Source organism: Neorhizobium phenanthreniclasticum (assembly GCF_040066075.1).
Lineage (GTDB): Bacteria > Pseudomonadota > Alphaproteobacteria > Rhizobiales > Rhizobiaceae > Neorhizobium > Neorhizobium petrolearium.
Genome location: NZ_JBEAAL010000030.1, coordinates 19,046 through 32,920, shown reverse-complemented (window position 1 = coordinate 32,920; position 13,875 = coordinate 19,046). Strand labels below are relative to the sequence as shown.

The 13,875-nt window shown below is 61.5% G+C and carries 11 protein-coding genes; all 11 read right to left on the bottom strand.

The features are described from left to right. The gene (locus ABK249_RS27880) at positions 1–882 is read right to left on the bottom strand and encodes a branched-chain amino acid ABC transporter permease (RefSeq protein ID WP_210057192.1); all 882 of its coding nucleotides are present in this window, start codon (positions 880–882) and stop codon (positions 1–3) included. A 72-nt stretch (positions 883–954) separates the two neighbouring features. Further along, positions 955–2,208, bottom strand: coding sequence for an ABC transporter substrate-binding protein (locus ABK249_RS27875; protein ID WP_210057190.1), 1,254 nt, complete (start codon positions 2,206–2,208; stop codon positions 955–957). Positions 2,209–2,248: 40 nt separating this feature from the next. After that, complete coding sequence (locus tag ABK249_RS27870; RefSeq protein WP_210057188.1) at positions 2,249–3,859, bottom strand: class I adenylate-forming enzyme family protein; 1,611 nt, start codon at positions 3,857–3,859, stop codon at positions 2,249–2,251. Between the two features lie 5 nt (positions 3,860–3,864). Then, positions 3,865–4,662, bottom strand: coding sequence for an SDR family NAD(P)-dependent oxidoreductase (locus ABK249_RS27865; protein ID WP_210057186.1), 798 nt, complete (start codon positions 4,660–4,662; stop codon positions 3,865–3,867). A gap of 34 nt (positions 4,663–4,696) precedes the next feature. Further along, positions 4,697–5,860: an acyl-CoA dehydrogenase family protein gene (locus ABK249_RS27860; protein WP_210057184.1), complete on the bottom strand. Its 1,164-nt coding sequence runs from the start codon at positions 5,858–5,860 to the stop codon at positions 4,697–4,699. A 33-nt stretch (positions 5,861–5,893) separates the two neighbouring features. Further along, positions 5,894–6,688, bottom strand: coding sequence for an enoyl-CoA hydratase/isomerase family protein (locus ABK249_RS27855; protein ID WP_210057182.1), 795 nt, complete (start codon positions 6,686–6,688; stop codon positions 5,894–5,896). A 197-nt stretch (positions 6,689–6,885) separates the two neighbouring features. Continuing rightward, positions 6,886–8,136 (bottom strand): ABC transporter substrate-binding protein, encoded by a 1,251-nt coding sequence (locus tag ABK249_RS27850; RefSeq protein ID WP_210057180.1) that lies wholly within the window; start codon positions 8,134–8,136, stop codon positions 6,886–6,888. 742 nt (positions 8,137–8,878) lie between these two features. Beyond that, positions 8,879–9,649, bottom strand: a complete 771-nt coding sequence (locus ABK249_RS27845) for an SDR family NAD(P)-dependent oxidoreductase (protein WP_210057178.1) — start codon at positions 9,647–9,649, stop codon at positions 8,879–8,881. A 771-nt stretch (positions 9,650–10,420) separates the two neighbouring features. Beyond that, a complete protein-coding gene (locus tag ABK249_RS27840; RefSeq protein WP_210057176.1) occupies positions 10,421–11,851 on the bottom strand; it encodes an NAD-dependent succinate-semialdehyde dehydrogenase in 1,431 nt (476 codons plus the stop codon). Between the two features lie 2 nt (positions 11,852–11,853). Further along, positions 11,854–13,083 (bottom strand): CaiB/BaiF CoA transferase family protein, encoded by a 1,230-nt coding sequence (locus tag ABK249_RS27835; RefSeq protein WP_210057175.1) that lies wholly within the window; start codon positions 13,081–13,083, stop codon positions 11,854–11,856. After that, the gene (locus tag ABK249_RS27830; RefSeq protein ID WP_210057173.1) at positions 13,080–13,874 is read right to left on the bottom strand and encodes a crotonase/enoyl-CoA hydratase family protein; all 795 of its coding nucleotides are present in this window, start codon (positions 13,872–13,874) and stop codon (positions 13,080–13,082) included. Before ABK249_RS27830 ends, ABK249_RS27835 begins: the two co-directional genes overlap by 4 nt. Position 13,875 lies beyond the last annotated feature (1 nt).

Here is a 13,875-nt window from a genome sequence, read left to right as displayed (position 1 = left end):
TCAACGAATCCCACTCAGAAGGCCTTGCGGTCGGTACATCAGGATACCGGCAACGGCGATGTAGAAGAAAATGCCAGGGTATTCTGGCACATAGACGGTGCCAAAGGCATCGATCATGCCGAGGACCAGTGCCGCGATAAAGGCGCCACGGACATTGCCGATGCCACCGACGATGATCACGCCGAAAGCCTGGATGATGTAAGTGCCGCCGAGCCCAGGCGAGAGGCTCTGGTTCGGGGCCAGCAACCCGCCGGCGAGCCCCGCTAGTGCGAAGCCGGCGACGACGGCGGTGGTAAACATGGCATTGATGTTGATGCCGAGCACGTTCGCCATCCACGGATCGAGGGCGACGGACTGCATCACCTTGCCCGAACGTGTGCGGTGGATCCAGAAGTCGAGAACCAGAAACACGACGATGCCGGAAAGTATCACGAAGAGCGAATAGGACGGGATGAAGAGGTCGCCGAGGAGCAGCGCCCCGTCGAGGCCAGCAGGCGGGGGCAACGCGATGAAATCCGGACCCCATACCAGCTTGACCCCGCCTTCGCAAAGGATCAGCATCGCGTAGGTGGCGATCAGCGAATAGGAATCATCGACGGCCTTCAGCCGCTCAAACACCGTCCGGTCGATCACGTAGCCGAGCACGCCAACCACGGCCGCGCACAGGACGGCAACGGCAAGGAACACGAATATTCCAGTCGGCCCGCTCGTCTGATTGATCAGTGTGTAGGTTAGGTAGGCGCCGATCATGACGAAGCCGCCATGGGAGAAGTTCAGGATATGAAGAATGCCGAAGATCAGCGTGAGCCCGGCAGCGACTAGGAAAACCGCCATCGCCCAGGTCATGCCGTTCAAACCGACCAGTAGAAAATCGCCCACCATTGGAGGGACCTCTCCGCAAAATAAATCTATCAGGCGGAAGGCGGCAGCCATTGGCTGCCGCCTTCCGGTGACTCAGAATGTCAGCTTGACACCCGGTGTTGCCGGATCGATCACGGTCGCTCCGTCTATCACCCGATGCTCGACCACCTCGATGCCGTCAGCGTTGGACGCGCCGCGAACGCGGTAGAGCACGACCGGCTTGATCGTCTGGTGATCCTCGGCGCGGATCGTGCGCTTGCCCGTCGGACTGTCGAAGGTGAGGCCTTCGAGCGCCTTGATCACGTCTGCCGTCTTGCCGCTATCGGCAGTCTTCAGTGCTTCGGCATAGGCGCGGACGGCGGAATAGCCTTCGCCGATGAAGCCGTCGAGGAACTTGATACCCGTGCGCTCGGTCATTTTGCGGGCAAGTTCGTCGTTCATCGGGTTGCCGGTGAAGGCGCCCGAGTACCAGTGCGAGCCAATCCACATTTCGGGGAAATTTTCCTTCATCGCGCGGGCGACGATGAATTCGTTGGCCGCATCGACGATCGGGTGCTTCTTCTTGAAGAAGCCGTAGGGCAGCGCCTGCTGGTACATGGTGATGGCATCGCCGCCATAGGCGGAAACGAAAAAACCGACCGCGGGATCGCGCATTGCAGACGCCACGAAGTTGCGATAGTCGCTGCCGCCGTAGGTTGTCATGACCGGCTTGGAGATCGTGGGCTCGGCCTTGGCGAGTTCCGGATAGTAGGTCTTCAGTCCGTTGTCGAAACATTCCCAGGTAGAACGACCGTATTCGTGATCCGGGATCAAGCCGCCCCAGGTGGTAACTTCGCCAAACCGCTCGGCCATGACATGGGCCTGCGCACGCTGGCGCATGAAAGGATTGTCGGTGATGCGGAAGTAGTTGCGGTTGAAGTCTTCCTTGGTCAACCGCATCGAATGGGCCGCACAGGTGATCAGAACGGCATCTTCCTGCTGGAGGACGGCGCTGACGGCGAGCGCGACCGCGCTCGAGACGACGCCGAGAAGCATGCTGCAACCTTCCCCGACAAGCTCGCGCGCCGCCGCCGTGCCGACATCGGGCTTGGCCTTGTCGTCGCGGACCACCAGTTCAAGTTGCCTCCCATTGGTGCCGCCGGCGGCGTTGATGTCCTCGACGGCGATCTTCACACCCTCCAGCATCGGAGCGCCAAGCGATTCCGCCGGACCGCTGAGCGAACCGAGGAAGCCGATCTTGTAGGGACCGCTCGCTTGGGCGTTGCGGACCCAGGGCATGCCGAGTGCGCCCGCCGCAACCCCGACACCCAGCAGTTTCAGTGCGTTACGTCTCGTTGTCCTAACCATTTGCTCCTCCTGTTGGTCGCGACAATTCAGAAATTGGAATCTAGGCGTTCAATCCGCGCGCCTGCTCCCGCAACTTGTTCTTGAGAATCTTGCCAGTGGGATTGCGCGGCAGTTCACTCACGAAAGTCCACCGGCGCGGCACTTTGTAGTCGGCGATGCGTACCTTGCAAAACGCCGTCAGTTCCTCCGCATCGAGCACAGCCCCTTCGCGCCCCACGACAAAGACGCACAGGTCCTCTCCCAGCTTGTCATGGGGTATGGAGACAACCGCCGCCTCCTTGACGTCCGGATGCTCGAAGATCGCGTTCTCGACTTCCATCGAACTGATGTTGAAGCCACCACGGATGATCACGTCCTTGTTGCGGTCGAGGTAGAAGATGTAGCCGTCTTCATCGAGGGTCGCGAGATCGCCGGTCCACAGCCAGCCGTCGTGCAGCGACTTCGCCGTTTCCTCCGGGCGCTTATAGTAGCCCTGCATGACGGTTGGACCACGCATGACGATCTCGCCGGTCTCGCCGGGCTTCGCGTGACTGAGGTCGCTCTTTCTGACCGTCGTCTCGCAGAGCGGCATCGCCGTCCCGATCGAGCCGAGCTTGCCAATCGCATCGCATCCGGCAAGGAAGGTTCCGCTCGGTCCCGCCTCCGTCAGACCGTAGGTCTGGCGCAATTCCACGTGCGGGAAGGTGTCAGCGAGCTTGCGGATCACCTCGCGCGCCATCGGCGCCCCGCCGTAGTCGAAAACGCGCATGGCCGAGAGGTCGTGAATGCCGGCCGTATAGCGCTCGAGCATGAAGATGTAGACGGCCGGCACGGCGCAATAGACCGTGGTGCGTTCGCGTGTCATGCGGGCAAGCGTCGCCTCGACGTCTACGCCCGGTTCGATGACCAGCGTCGCACCGGCCCACCAGGTCGCCATAATGTTGAAGTGGAAGCCGGAGCTGGTGAACAGCGGGAACGGACTCTGGTAGATGTCGTCCGGCCGTAGCGACAGCCCGCCCGCTACCGCGACACCGGTCGCCACGGCATTGCCATGGGTCAGCATTACGCCCTTGGAACGTCCGGTCGTGCCGGAGGTCAGCAACAGGTCGGCAAGGTCGTCTTCGCCGACCTCCGGAAATCCACTGCGGTCGGCGCGGCCGGCATCCATCAGCGTCTGCCAGTCAAGCGCATCGCCATCCGCACCGGCTCCTACCTGGATTCGCAGCCGCGGCGCAACGGCAAGCGTCGGGATGAAGGCGGATACGCGGGCGGCGAACTCCTTGCCATAGGCGAGCGCGACGCAGTCCATGTCCTCGATCGCAGCTACGAGTTCACGATCGGCAAAACGGGCATTGAGCGGCACGACGACCCCACCTAGGCGCATGGCGCCGAAGGCGAGGCACAGATATTCCAATGCCGAAGCGTTGGTGAGCAGGATGCCAAGGTGCTCGCCGCGCGAGAGGCCGGCACCGCGCAGGGTCTCGGCAGCCTTGTCCACATGCCAGGCAAGCGCCGAATAGGTCAGGCTCACCTGCGTGCCCGTGCAGGATTCTGCGACGATTGCGAGCTTGTTCGGATAGAGCGTCGCGTTACGGGCGAGAAGCTGCAGTGGCGTGCGGCATTCGATGTCGGCCGGCAGCGGACGTGTGGCGCTGGAGATGTCTTCGTTCACCGGTCTCACTCCGCAACTGGAAGCGCGATGCCGCCGAACGCGGCCCATCCGCCATCGACCGAGAGGCACGCACCGGTCACGTAGGAGGCAGCCGACGAACAGAGGAACAGAACCGGCTTTGCGATTTCGGAGGGTTCGCCGAAACGGCGCAGCGGCGTGCGGCTGTGCACCATCTCATCGGTGATGCGGCCACGGCTCATCAGGTCGTCGACCATCGGCGTCTCGATGTAGCCGGGCGCGATCGCGTTGACGCGAACGCCGAGCCCGCCCCATTCGGCCGCCATCGTCTTCGTCATCATTACGATCCCGGCCTTGGCCGCGCTGTAGGCGTTGCGCCCCGGCAGCCCGACGACGCCGGCGATGGATGCGAAGTTTATGATCTTTCCCGAGCGCGCCGCCGTCATCAGGCGGCCGGCCTCTCGCGACATGAGGTAGCTACCGCGCAGACTGACGTCGACTACGCGTTGCCAGCGGTCAAGGTCCTGCTCGAGTGTCGGCACCATCTCGTCGGCGATCCCGGCACTATTGACCAGAATGTCGAGCTTGCCGAATTTCGCCTTGGCAGCTTCAACGATACTGGTCGCGGTCGAAAGCACGGTTACGTCGCCAGCGGCGGCAATGGCGTTGTCGCCGAGTTCGGCAGCCACGGCCCCGACCCTGGCCGGGTCGAGATCGTTGACATAAACCGTAGCTCCCGCGGCAACGAGCTGGCGGGCAACCTCCTTGCCGATACCGCTTGCGGCCCCGGTGACGACGGCCACCTCACCGGAAAAATCGAAACTTACCCTGTCTCGCTTTTCCATGTCCGGGTCCTCCTCCAGAATAGCCTTTTCGGCGTCAGCCTTTCGGCAGCGCCATCCAGTTGACAATGTTGTTGCGCTGGATTGCCGAAGATCCTCCAATGATCGGCATCAGCAGGCTGTCGCGGACATAGCGTTCGACGTCGAATTCCTTGGAGTAGCCGTAGGCGCCGAAGATCGTCTGGGCGTCCTGGGCAATCTTCTTGCCGGTATCGCAGACGTAGAGCTTGGTCATCGACGTCTCGACGCGGCAGGGGCGCTCCTCCTGGGCGAGCCAGGCGGCATGCATCATCATCAGCCGGCAGGCATGCAGCGACGTCTTCATGTCGGCGAGCTGATGGCGGATCGACTGGTTGGCACAGATCGGCTTATTGAACTGGCGGCGCTCCTGCGCATACTCCCAGGCATCGTCGACAGCGGCGGTGGCGATGCCGAGCGCAAGAGCCGCGACTTCCAGCTTCTCGACGTCGAGCCCTGAGCCGACGATGAAGTCCCAGCCCCGGTTCCACCCTTCCTCGCCGCCGATGACGTTGGCGGCGGGAACGCGCACGTCCATGAAGGAGACGTCCGTCGTTGCCGCACCCTTCATGCCCATGCATTCGAGGCCGACGATCGACACCCCCGGTGCGGTCGGCGGGATCAGCACGATCGAGAGGTTCTTGTATCGCTCCGTCGCCGGGCCGGTGCGGACCAGCGCATAGATGTAGTCGGCAATGCCGGCGCCCGAGCAGAAGCGCTTGGCGCCGTTGATGACGAGTTCATCCCCTTCACGAACCGCCGTCGTCTTGACCGAAGCGAGGTCGGCACCAATGTCCGGCTCCGTCCAGCCGTAGGCAAACATCAGCTCGCCGGTGGCAATCTTCGGTAGCAGCGTCCTTTTCTGCTCTACGGAGGCACATTCGGCGATGTTCATGCCGGCGTAACAGGCGCACATGATGTAAGGCACGGCGACGGCGAGGCTGCGCTTGGCAAGCTCCTCGATGACGATCATCGTTGCCGGAATGTCGCGGCCGCTGCCGCCATATTCCTCATCGACCGTCAGGCCCATTATGCCGAGCGCGGCGAGCTTGTTGTAGACGTCGCGCGGGAAGTGATTTTCCTTGTCCCATTTGCGAGCAAGCTCGCGCGGCATCTCCGCCTCCACGAAACGGCGCAACGTCTCACGGATCATCGTGATATGTTCGGACTCATCGAAATTCATCAGTGATTTTCCTGTCGGTAGCTCGGCCGGCCGTCAGCGACCGGTAAAAACCGGCGTTCGCTTTTCGCGGAACGCGTTGACGGCTTCCTGGTGGTCGTCGGTCATGTTCGACTGCGCCTCTAGGCTGAGCGAGGCGTCCATCATGCTGTGGGCGAGTTGCTTCAATCCGATATTGACCGAAACCTTGGTCCAGCGGATCGCCTTCCTGGCGCCGGCCTGAAGGCGGGCGACGAATTCATCGACCCGCACATCAAGCTCTTCGTTGGAAACGGCATAATTGATCAGGCCGATCTGCGCGGCATAGGTAGCGGGGATCAATTCGCCCGTCATCAGATATTCCTTGGCACGGGCATAGCCGATCAGCTGCGGCCAGATCACTGCGCCACCGTCACCGGCAACGAAGCCGACCGAAACGTGAGGATCGCCTATCTTCGCCTTATCGGATGCGAAGATCACGTCGCAAAAAAGCGCCATGGTAGCACCGAGCCCGGCCGCATGGCCGTTGACCTTGGCGACTATCGGCTTTTCACAATCGAGCATGGAGAAGACGATACGGCGCCCCTCGGCAGCGGTCTTTTCGAACGCAGAGGGCTGGTCGATCATCTTCTGAAACCAGTCGACGTCGCCGCCAGCGGAAAAGGCGCGGCCGGCGCCGGTCAATACGATCACGTCGACGTCATCGTCGAGCGCCGCATCCTGGAAAATGCGCGCCAACTCCTCGTGCATCGGCTCATTGACGGCATTGGCCTTATCCGGGCGATTAAGCGTGATCGTCAGCACACGGTCACGAATTTCGAGACCGAGCTCGCGGTAGCTTTCATACGTCATGTATCTCCTCCTCCGGCGACGGCGCCACTCCCTGGACCGTTCGTCCTTCGCTGATCAAAAAGACCACAATTGCGGGAGACCGTCAATAACAAAATGACTACCGGTTCATAATTCATTTTTATTCACGCCGGGCAGTGCTCAACACCTCGAAATCGAGGCTGCCGGAGGCGCCAGGCACCTGGCACCTCCGGTGCAGATCACCAAACGACCGGCGCGCCAGGTGTAGGCTTATCCATCACCTGGTCGCCGGGGATGGTCCGGTACTCGACCACCTCGATCCCGTCGGCAGTATTGGTACCGCGGACCCGGTAGAGGATGACCGGCTTGATCACCTGATGGTCTTCAGGACGGATTGTGCGTAGGCCGGTAGCTGTCTCGAAGGTCATCCCTTCCAGCGCGGCGATGATGTCTTCCGTATTGCCTTCGGGCGCCGTCTTCAGCGCCTCGGCATAGGCCAGGATGCAGGCGTGGCCTTCCGCAACGAAGCCGTCGGGAAACTTGTTGCCGGTGCGCTCCACATACTTGGCGTAAAGTTCGTCATTGAACGGGTTGCCCTTGAAAGCGCCGAAATACCAGTGCGCACCGGTCCACATGTCAGGCATTTCCGACTTCATCGCGCGCGCCACCATGAACTCGTTGGCAGTGTCGACAACTAGCGCCTTCTTCTGGAAGAAGCCGTATGGCTTTGCCTGCTGGAAGAGCGTGATCGCGTCGCCTCCGTACATAGAATTCAGGAAACCGACGGCCGGATCGCGCATGGCGGAGACAACATAGTTCCGATAATCGCTGCCGCCGTACTGACACATGATAGGATTCGAGATCGTCGGCTCGCTCTTGGCGATCTCGGGATAATAGGCTTCCAGCCCGTGCTTGAACGAATCCCAGGTCGAGCGACCATATTCGTGGTCGGGGATCAGGCCGCCCCAGCTCGTGACCTCCGGATGCAGCTCCGCCATCAGCTTCGCCTGCGCGCGCTGCCGCATGTATGGATTGTCGGTGATGCGGAAATAGTGGCGGTTGAAGTCCTCGTGCGTGAGGCGCAGCGAGTGCGCGGCTGCCGTCAGCAGAACCGCGTTCTCTTGCGGAAGGATTGCGGTGATTGCCAACCCTACCGCGCTTGAGGAAACTCCCATCAGGAGATGGCAACCCTCGCCGATCAGTTCGCGAGCGGCCACGGTACCTGAATCAGGCTTGCCCTTGTCATCGCGCACGACAAGTTCGATCTGCCGACCATTGACGCCACCCGAGGAGTTAATGCGCTCGATCGCGATCGTCGCGCCCTCGAGCATGCCTCGGCCTAGCATTTCCGACGGGCCGGAAAGGGCAGAAACAAAACCTATCCTGTACGGCGCGCCTTGCGCCCGAGCGATCATCGGCGCGCCGAGCGCACCTGCGGTCGCACCGGCACCCAGCATCTTCATGAGTGTTCGTCTTTTCAGTTCGACCATTTGCTCCTCCTACTGGTCGTCTTCGATCAATCATCGCGTCTGTCTGCAGTCGCCCTCCAACTCAACTGTCCGCGCATTCTTGCGATGTCGGTCCCAGCCGACGTGGATCAGCGACCCGGCGCATCCGAGCACAGAACCACTTTCGAATCAATTGAAACCTTGCTTCACTAGATGAAATAGCGCGGAGTTCATTTTTTCTGTTTTCGCCGTAGCGATCTCAGCGAGATCTATTTATTGAAATCGTATTTCAATAAGTGAAATGCAGGAACATAGAATGAAAACGACCCACGTTCTGATCGACGGCGAATGGTGGCGTCGAATACGACAGCATCTTGGCAACGCTGTCGCGCGATATGTTGAGAGACGTTGCAGCCTGGCGTCGGCTCATACCTTCCGAGCAAGCCAGACGGACCTTCAGATATAGTTCCATATGTGGACGGCTCCCACTTGCAAGTGATTTTTACAGATATTTTGATCGGATCGCTTGCTTCCATATGTGCGGCCTTTTCGTGTGGTCGCACATGACCACTGGCCGAGATGGTTTCCGCAACGCATGTTCCTAGATGAGAATGTCTGAGATACCATTCCCGCGTGCGATGCATGTAGCGCACCGGCTTATCGTACTCCGGTGCAAACTCCATCTGGGCCTTCGGTACGGCGGACATCTGTTGCTTCCCTCGCCGCCAATCGTGTCGAGCGATGTTTCGCCCCCCCGCTTCGCTGCAACGCACGCGCAGAATCGTTATTTCGCGGTGAACCCCCCGTCCACGGGAAGAGCGACACCTGTGACGTAGGCAGAGTCGTTCGAGGCCAGCCACAGGGCGGCCTGCGCCATATCTTCGGGACGCCCGAGCCGTTTCAACGGTACGGAATTGATCATCATCTCCTTGTTTCTGGCGGCTTCGTCCGGATCACCCTTCCGGCTGGTGAATTCCAAGGCCATCGGCGTCTCCGTCAGACCGGGACAGATCGCGTTCACGCGCACATTGTCGGGGGCGTAGGTCTGGCAGAGGGATTTGGTCAGGCCGACGATACCGAATTTGGCAACGGAGTAGAGCGGGCTCCACATGGACCCCACGAGTCCGGATATCGAGCTGGTGAAAATGATTGAGCCGCCCCCGCGCTTACGCATGTGGCCCACCGCCTCGCCGGCCCCAATGACTGCGGCTTCGACATTTACGGCGAGCGACTTGCGAAACGCCGCCATGTCCACTTGTTCGATGCCAGCCGGTCCGGGTATCCCCGCATGAGCCCAGAGAACATCAAGGCCGCCCAACGCCTTGACGGCGGCGTTAAGGCTGTCGCGTGCGCCGCTCTCCGTCGACAGGTCGGCGGCGATGGTGACGATGTCGAAGCCTTTCTTCTTCATCTCCGCCTTGAGCGAAGCCAGTCCTTCCTCATTGAGGTCGATCGCCGCAACGCGCGCGCCCTCTTTCGAAAAAAGTTCCACGGCGGCCTTGCCCATGCCGGATGCGGCAGCGGTGATGACCGTAAGTTTGTTTGCGAGACGCATAATCTCTTCTCCTTCCCTTTTGTGTTTTACTGCGCTCGGGCATCGGAACCGATCGGTCCAGAAGCCGTCTCTCGAAGTTCAAGGTGGTCGCCCAGTTTCCCAAGGGCCGCGCGGCCATTCAGCCGTCCGAACCCTTGTGGCGCTGTGTGGCTTACCGACCATTTTCCAGACACCCGTCCATTAAGCTCTCTGGAAACCCGAGAGCCCCTCTGCGATCGACTTCTCGCATTCCTCGAGATACGAGGGCAGCCCTGCCGGATACATGCTCAGCTCACGCGGGTTGCCGGGGATGAGCGGGCAATCCTTGGCCTGCTGCACAATGCGCCTGAAAAGCCGACGGCCCAGGTTGTCATTCCGCCCCAACGTTCCTCCGAAGCTACCCACGGGAATCCGCATTTTGACAGCTCCATCGTCACAGACGATTGGCATGCTGTCAATGAAATTGAATTTCAACAAGTGAAATATCGCGCGTAGCGCATCCCTGTCGAGCATGCGCCGGGCCGGGAGCAGATGTGCGACGAGCACGCGATGCCGAGCGGCGATGATAATGATACGCGCATGAGGTGCCGATCGTCGAAAATCAGGTCATTGCCGATGATCACAAGGTGGTTGCTGGGACGGCGTGCCTGGACTTTCAGCGCCCACCGTCGGCGCATTTGCGCAAGAGACGCCTGAAGCATGATCTTGCTGCAATGCCCTCCCCCATCTGGATGGGGGCGGGCATTGATGACATTGGTTTCCGTAGACTTTCGGAACCTGCTCAGGGTTTCACTATGATTCCCGTGCGGTGACCAGGAACGGTGTCAGATAGGCGCTTATGCCTTCTATCCCCCCTTCCGACCCCATTCCGCTGTCGAGCACACCACCGAAAGGTGTCTCGGGCATCGCCAAGGCGAAATGATTGACGCCCAGCATCCCGGCCTTGATGCCGGAAACGATGCGATGCCGTGTTCGTGAATTTTCCGTAAAGGCATAGGATGCGAGCCCGACCGGCATCCGGTTCGCCTCTGCCAGCGCGGCGTCGATATTATCGACCTTTGCCACCAGGGCCAGGGGGCCGAAGGGCTCTTCGTTCATGGCGCGCATGTCTGTCGTCATGTCCGCAAGAACGGTCGGGGCAAAGAACCAGCCCTGATTGCCGATCCGTTCACCGCCCGCGGCGACACGAGCGCCCTTGGCGACAGCGTCGTCGTAAAGCCCCTGCACCTTGGTCAACTGCGCCGCGGTTGTCAGCGGCCCCATGACTGTCTTCGGGTCTGCCCCGTTGCCGACGGTAATTTTCGCGGCCGCCTCGGCCATACCTGCAACGAAGTCGTCATAGAGAGGGGTCTCGACCAGAAACCGCGTCGGCGAAACGCAGACCTGCCCAGTATTTCGGAACTTCCACTCTGCCGCCAGCGGAACCAACTGGGATAGATCGGCATCTCGGGCAACGATCACCGGCGCATGGCCACCCAGTTCCATCGTGACCTTCTTGAGCTCATGGCCGGCGGCGCTGGCGAGCAGGCGTCCGACGCGGATGGACCCGGTCAGGGAAACCTTGCGGATCTCCGGCGCCTTGATCAGCGTGTCGGAAATTTCCGCCGGATCGCCCCAGATCAACCCGATGGCCTTGGGCGGCAATCCCGCGTCAAGCAGCGCCCGGCAGATGCGCCACGCCGTCATTGGCGTTTCCTCCGCCGGTTTCAGGACCACGGAGCAGCCCGCTGCCAGCGCCGGCGCAAGTTTCTGCATCACCGTGAAGGCGGGGAAGTTCCAGGGCGTGAAGGCCGCGATCGGCCCGACGGGCCGCTGATGCGCGGTCCATGTCATGTTTGCCGCCCGCGACGGGACGAGGCGTCCATAGGTGCGGCGCCCCTCTTCGGCAAACCATTCGAGGCAATCGGCGGAAACCATCCATTCGCCCCGCGCCTGCGCCAGGGGCTTGCCCTGCTCACGGGTCATGTCGGCGGCGGCGGCCTCCGCCTGTTCCCGCATGATCGCCGCCGCGGCACGCAGGATCTTGCTGCGCTCAAAGGGCGAAACGACGGACCACTCGGCAAAGCCCTCGGCGGCAAGTCGCGCGGCCTCGATCGCCTCGGCCCGGCCCGCTTTGGGGATTTGGGCGATTTCGGTTTCGGTCGCCGGGTCCATCAACGGTAACGTTCCCAGGGTTCCCGTGTCCCTGGCCTCTCCGTTCAGGATGAAGGTGGGGTGAGTCATTGTCATTTTCTCCCTTGATTTGGCTCAGGTATGCAGATTACCCCGACCGTAATAAGCTGCTGTATTTCGGCGTCGTCGAGCCCCAGACCACGCAATATCGCCGCACCATCAGCCCCAAGCGCCGGTGGTGCGCGCCGGATCGTGGCAGGTGAGGCAGTCATGATCGGAGGAAACCGGACCTGTGGCGTTTCTTGTCCGGCAGAGGTGGCGACGGGCACGACCATGCCGCGCGCCTGCACCTGCGGGTCGGCAAAAACCTCATTGATGCGGTTGATCGGTCCGCCCGGCACTCGGGCAGCCTCCATCGCGGCAAGAAGTTCAGGGCTGTTCCAGTTGGCGATCTCGCGTTCAAGTTCCGGCTCCAGCATCGCGCGGTTGCGATTGCGCAGTTCATTGGTCAGATATTCGGGGTGTTGGACCAGGTCGGCCCGGCCCAGCACCCGGCACAGCGCAGCGAACTGTTTGTCGTTACCCACGGCAACGATGATATGCCCGTCAGCCGTCGCAAAGGCGCGGTAGGGCACGACATTGGGATGTGAATTGCCCATGGGGCGAGGCGTCACGCCGCCGATAAGCCAGTTCATCCCCTGATTGGACAGAATGGCGACAGAAGTATCCAGCAGGGCGCAATCGATGTACTGCCCCTCACCGGAGCGTTCGCGGTGGCGCAGGGCGGCCTGAATGGCGATGGTGGCGTAGAGGCCGGTAAAAATATCTATGACCGGCACGCCGACCTTCACCGGGTCGTCGGCAGAGTTGCCGGTGACGCTCATCAGTCCGCCCATTCCCTGCACCAGAAAATCATAGCCGCCGCGCCCGGCATAGGGTCCGGTCTGACCGAACCCTGTAACGGAACAATAGATCAGCCGCGGGTTGATCACGTGCAAGCTGTCATAGTCCAGCCCGTAACGCGCCAGATCGCCGGTCTTGAAATTCTCGACCAGGATATCCGCCTCGCGGGCCATGCGACGGATGAGCGCCGCCCCCTCGGGCCGGGCCATGTCAATGGCGATAGATTGCTTGTTGCGGTTGCAGGCCAGGTAATAGGCTGAAAACTGCTCTCCGCCCAGCTCGGCCGAAGGCGGCCCCCAAGCGCGCGTGTCGTCGCCCGCGCCGGGTCGTTCGACCTTGATCACCTCGGCCCCCAGATCGCCCAGAATCTGCGTGGCCCAAGGCCCTGCCAGAACCCGAGAAAGATCGAGCACCCGGATCCCGTCAAGCGCGCCGGTCATGATCTGGACTTCTCGATGCGCGCGCGCATGGCCGCAAGCGTCTTGGTGTAGTCATCGGTTTCATGCGCAAGGGCCTGCATGGCCGATGATAGCTCCAGCGTGACGGACAGATCACGATTATAGGCCTGACGCAGCAGCCGGCGGGTCATGCGCACGGCATGACCCGGATTAGCGGCAATGCGTCCGGCGATGGCGCGCGCTTCATTCAACAGCTCGTCGTCTGGAACGACGCGGCTGACCAGCCCATAGCTCAGCGCGGTTTGCGCATCAATCGTGTCGCCGGTCAGCGCCATTTCCGAGGCGCGCGCAAAACCCACCACGCGCGGCAGCAGCCACGCGCCGCCATCGCCCGGCACGATGCCGATGCGGACAAAGCTTTCGGCGAACGTCGCAGACGCGCCAGCGATACGCAGATCGCACATCAGTGTCAGATCGCAACCGGCGCCGACCGCCGGGCCATTGACGGCGGCGACGATGGGCAGGTCGCAATCCTCGAACGCAAGCGGCAGCCGTTGAATCCCGGCCCGGTAGTTGCGCCGCGTGATCGCCGGAACCTTGTCCACCAGCCCCTGTCCCGGCGACATCGACTTGATGTTCCCGCCCGAGGAAAAGGCGGCCCCCGCCCCCGTCAGCAAAATCACCCGGGCCTCCGGATCAGCCTGCGCTTCGGTCAGCGCGGCAAGAATTGCCTCGATCATGGGCATGTCCGAAATGGCATTGCGGGTTTCTGGCGCGTTGAGCGTCATTGTCACAATGCCCGCATCGTCACGCTCTGTCGTTACAAGCGTCATG

Excerpts from the sequence above, each read along its gene's own strand:
- ABK249_RS27855 (WP_210057182.1), bottom strand. The coding sequence starts at position 6,688 with ATGACGTATGAAAGCTACCGCGAGCTCGGTCTCGAAATTCGTGACCGT.
- ABK249_RS27845 (WP_210057178.1), bottom strand. The coding sequence starts at position 9,649 with ATGCGTCTCGCAAACAAACTTACGGTCATCACCGCTGCCGCATCCGGC.
- ABK249_RS27830 (WP_210057173.1), bottom strand. The coding sequence starts at position 13,874 with ATGACGCTTGTAACGACAGAGCGTGACGATGCGGGCATTGTGACAATG.
- ABK249_RS27865 (WP_210057186.1), bottom strand. The coding sequence starts at position 4,662 with ATGGAAAAGCGAGACAGGGTAAGTTTCGATTTTTCCGGTGAGGTGGCC.
- ABK249_RS27860 (WP_210057184.1), bottom strand. The coding sequence starts at position 5,860 with ATGAATTTCGATGAGTCCGAACATATCACGATGATCCGTGAGACGTTG.
- ABK249_RS27850 (WP_210057180.1), bottom strand. The coding sequence starts at position 8,136 with ATGGTCGAACTGAAAAGACGAACACTCATGAAGATGCTGGGTGCCGGT.
- ABK249_RS27875 (WP_210057190.1), bottom strand. The coding sequence starts at position 2,208 with ATGGTTAGGACAACGAGACGTAACGCACTGAAACTGCTGGGTGTCGGG.
- ABK249_RS27880 (WP_210057192.1), bottom strand. The coding sequence starts at position 882 with ATGGTGGGCGATTTTCTACTGGTCGGTTTGAACGGCATGACCTGGGCG.
- ABK249_RS27840 (WP_210057176.1), bottom strand. The coding sequence starts at position 11,851 with ATGACTCACCCCACCTTCATCCTGAACGGAGAGGCCAGGGACACGGGA.
- ABK249_RS27835 (WP_210057175.1), bottom strand. The coding sequence starts at position 13,083 with ATGACCGGCGCGCTTGACGGGATCCGGGTGCTCGATCTTTCTCGGGTT.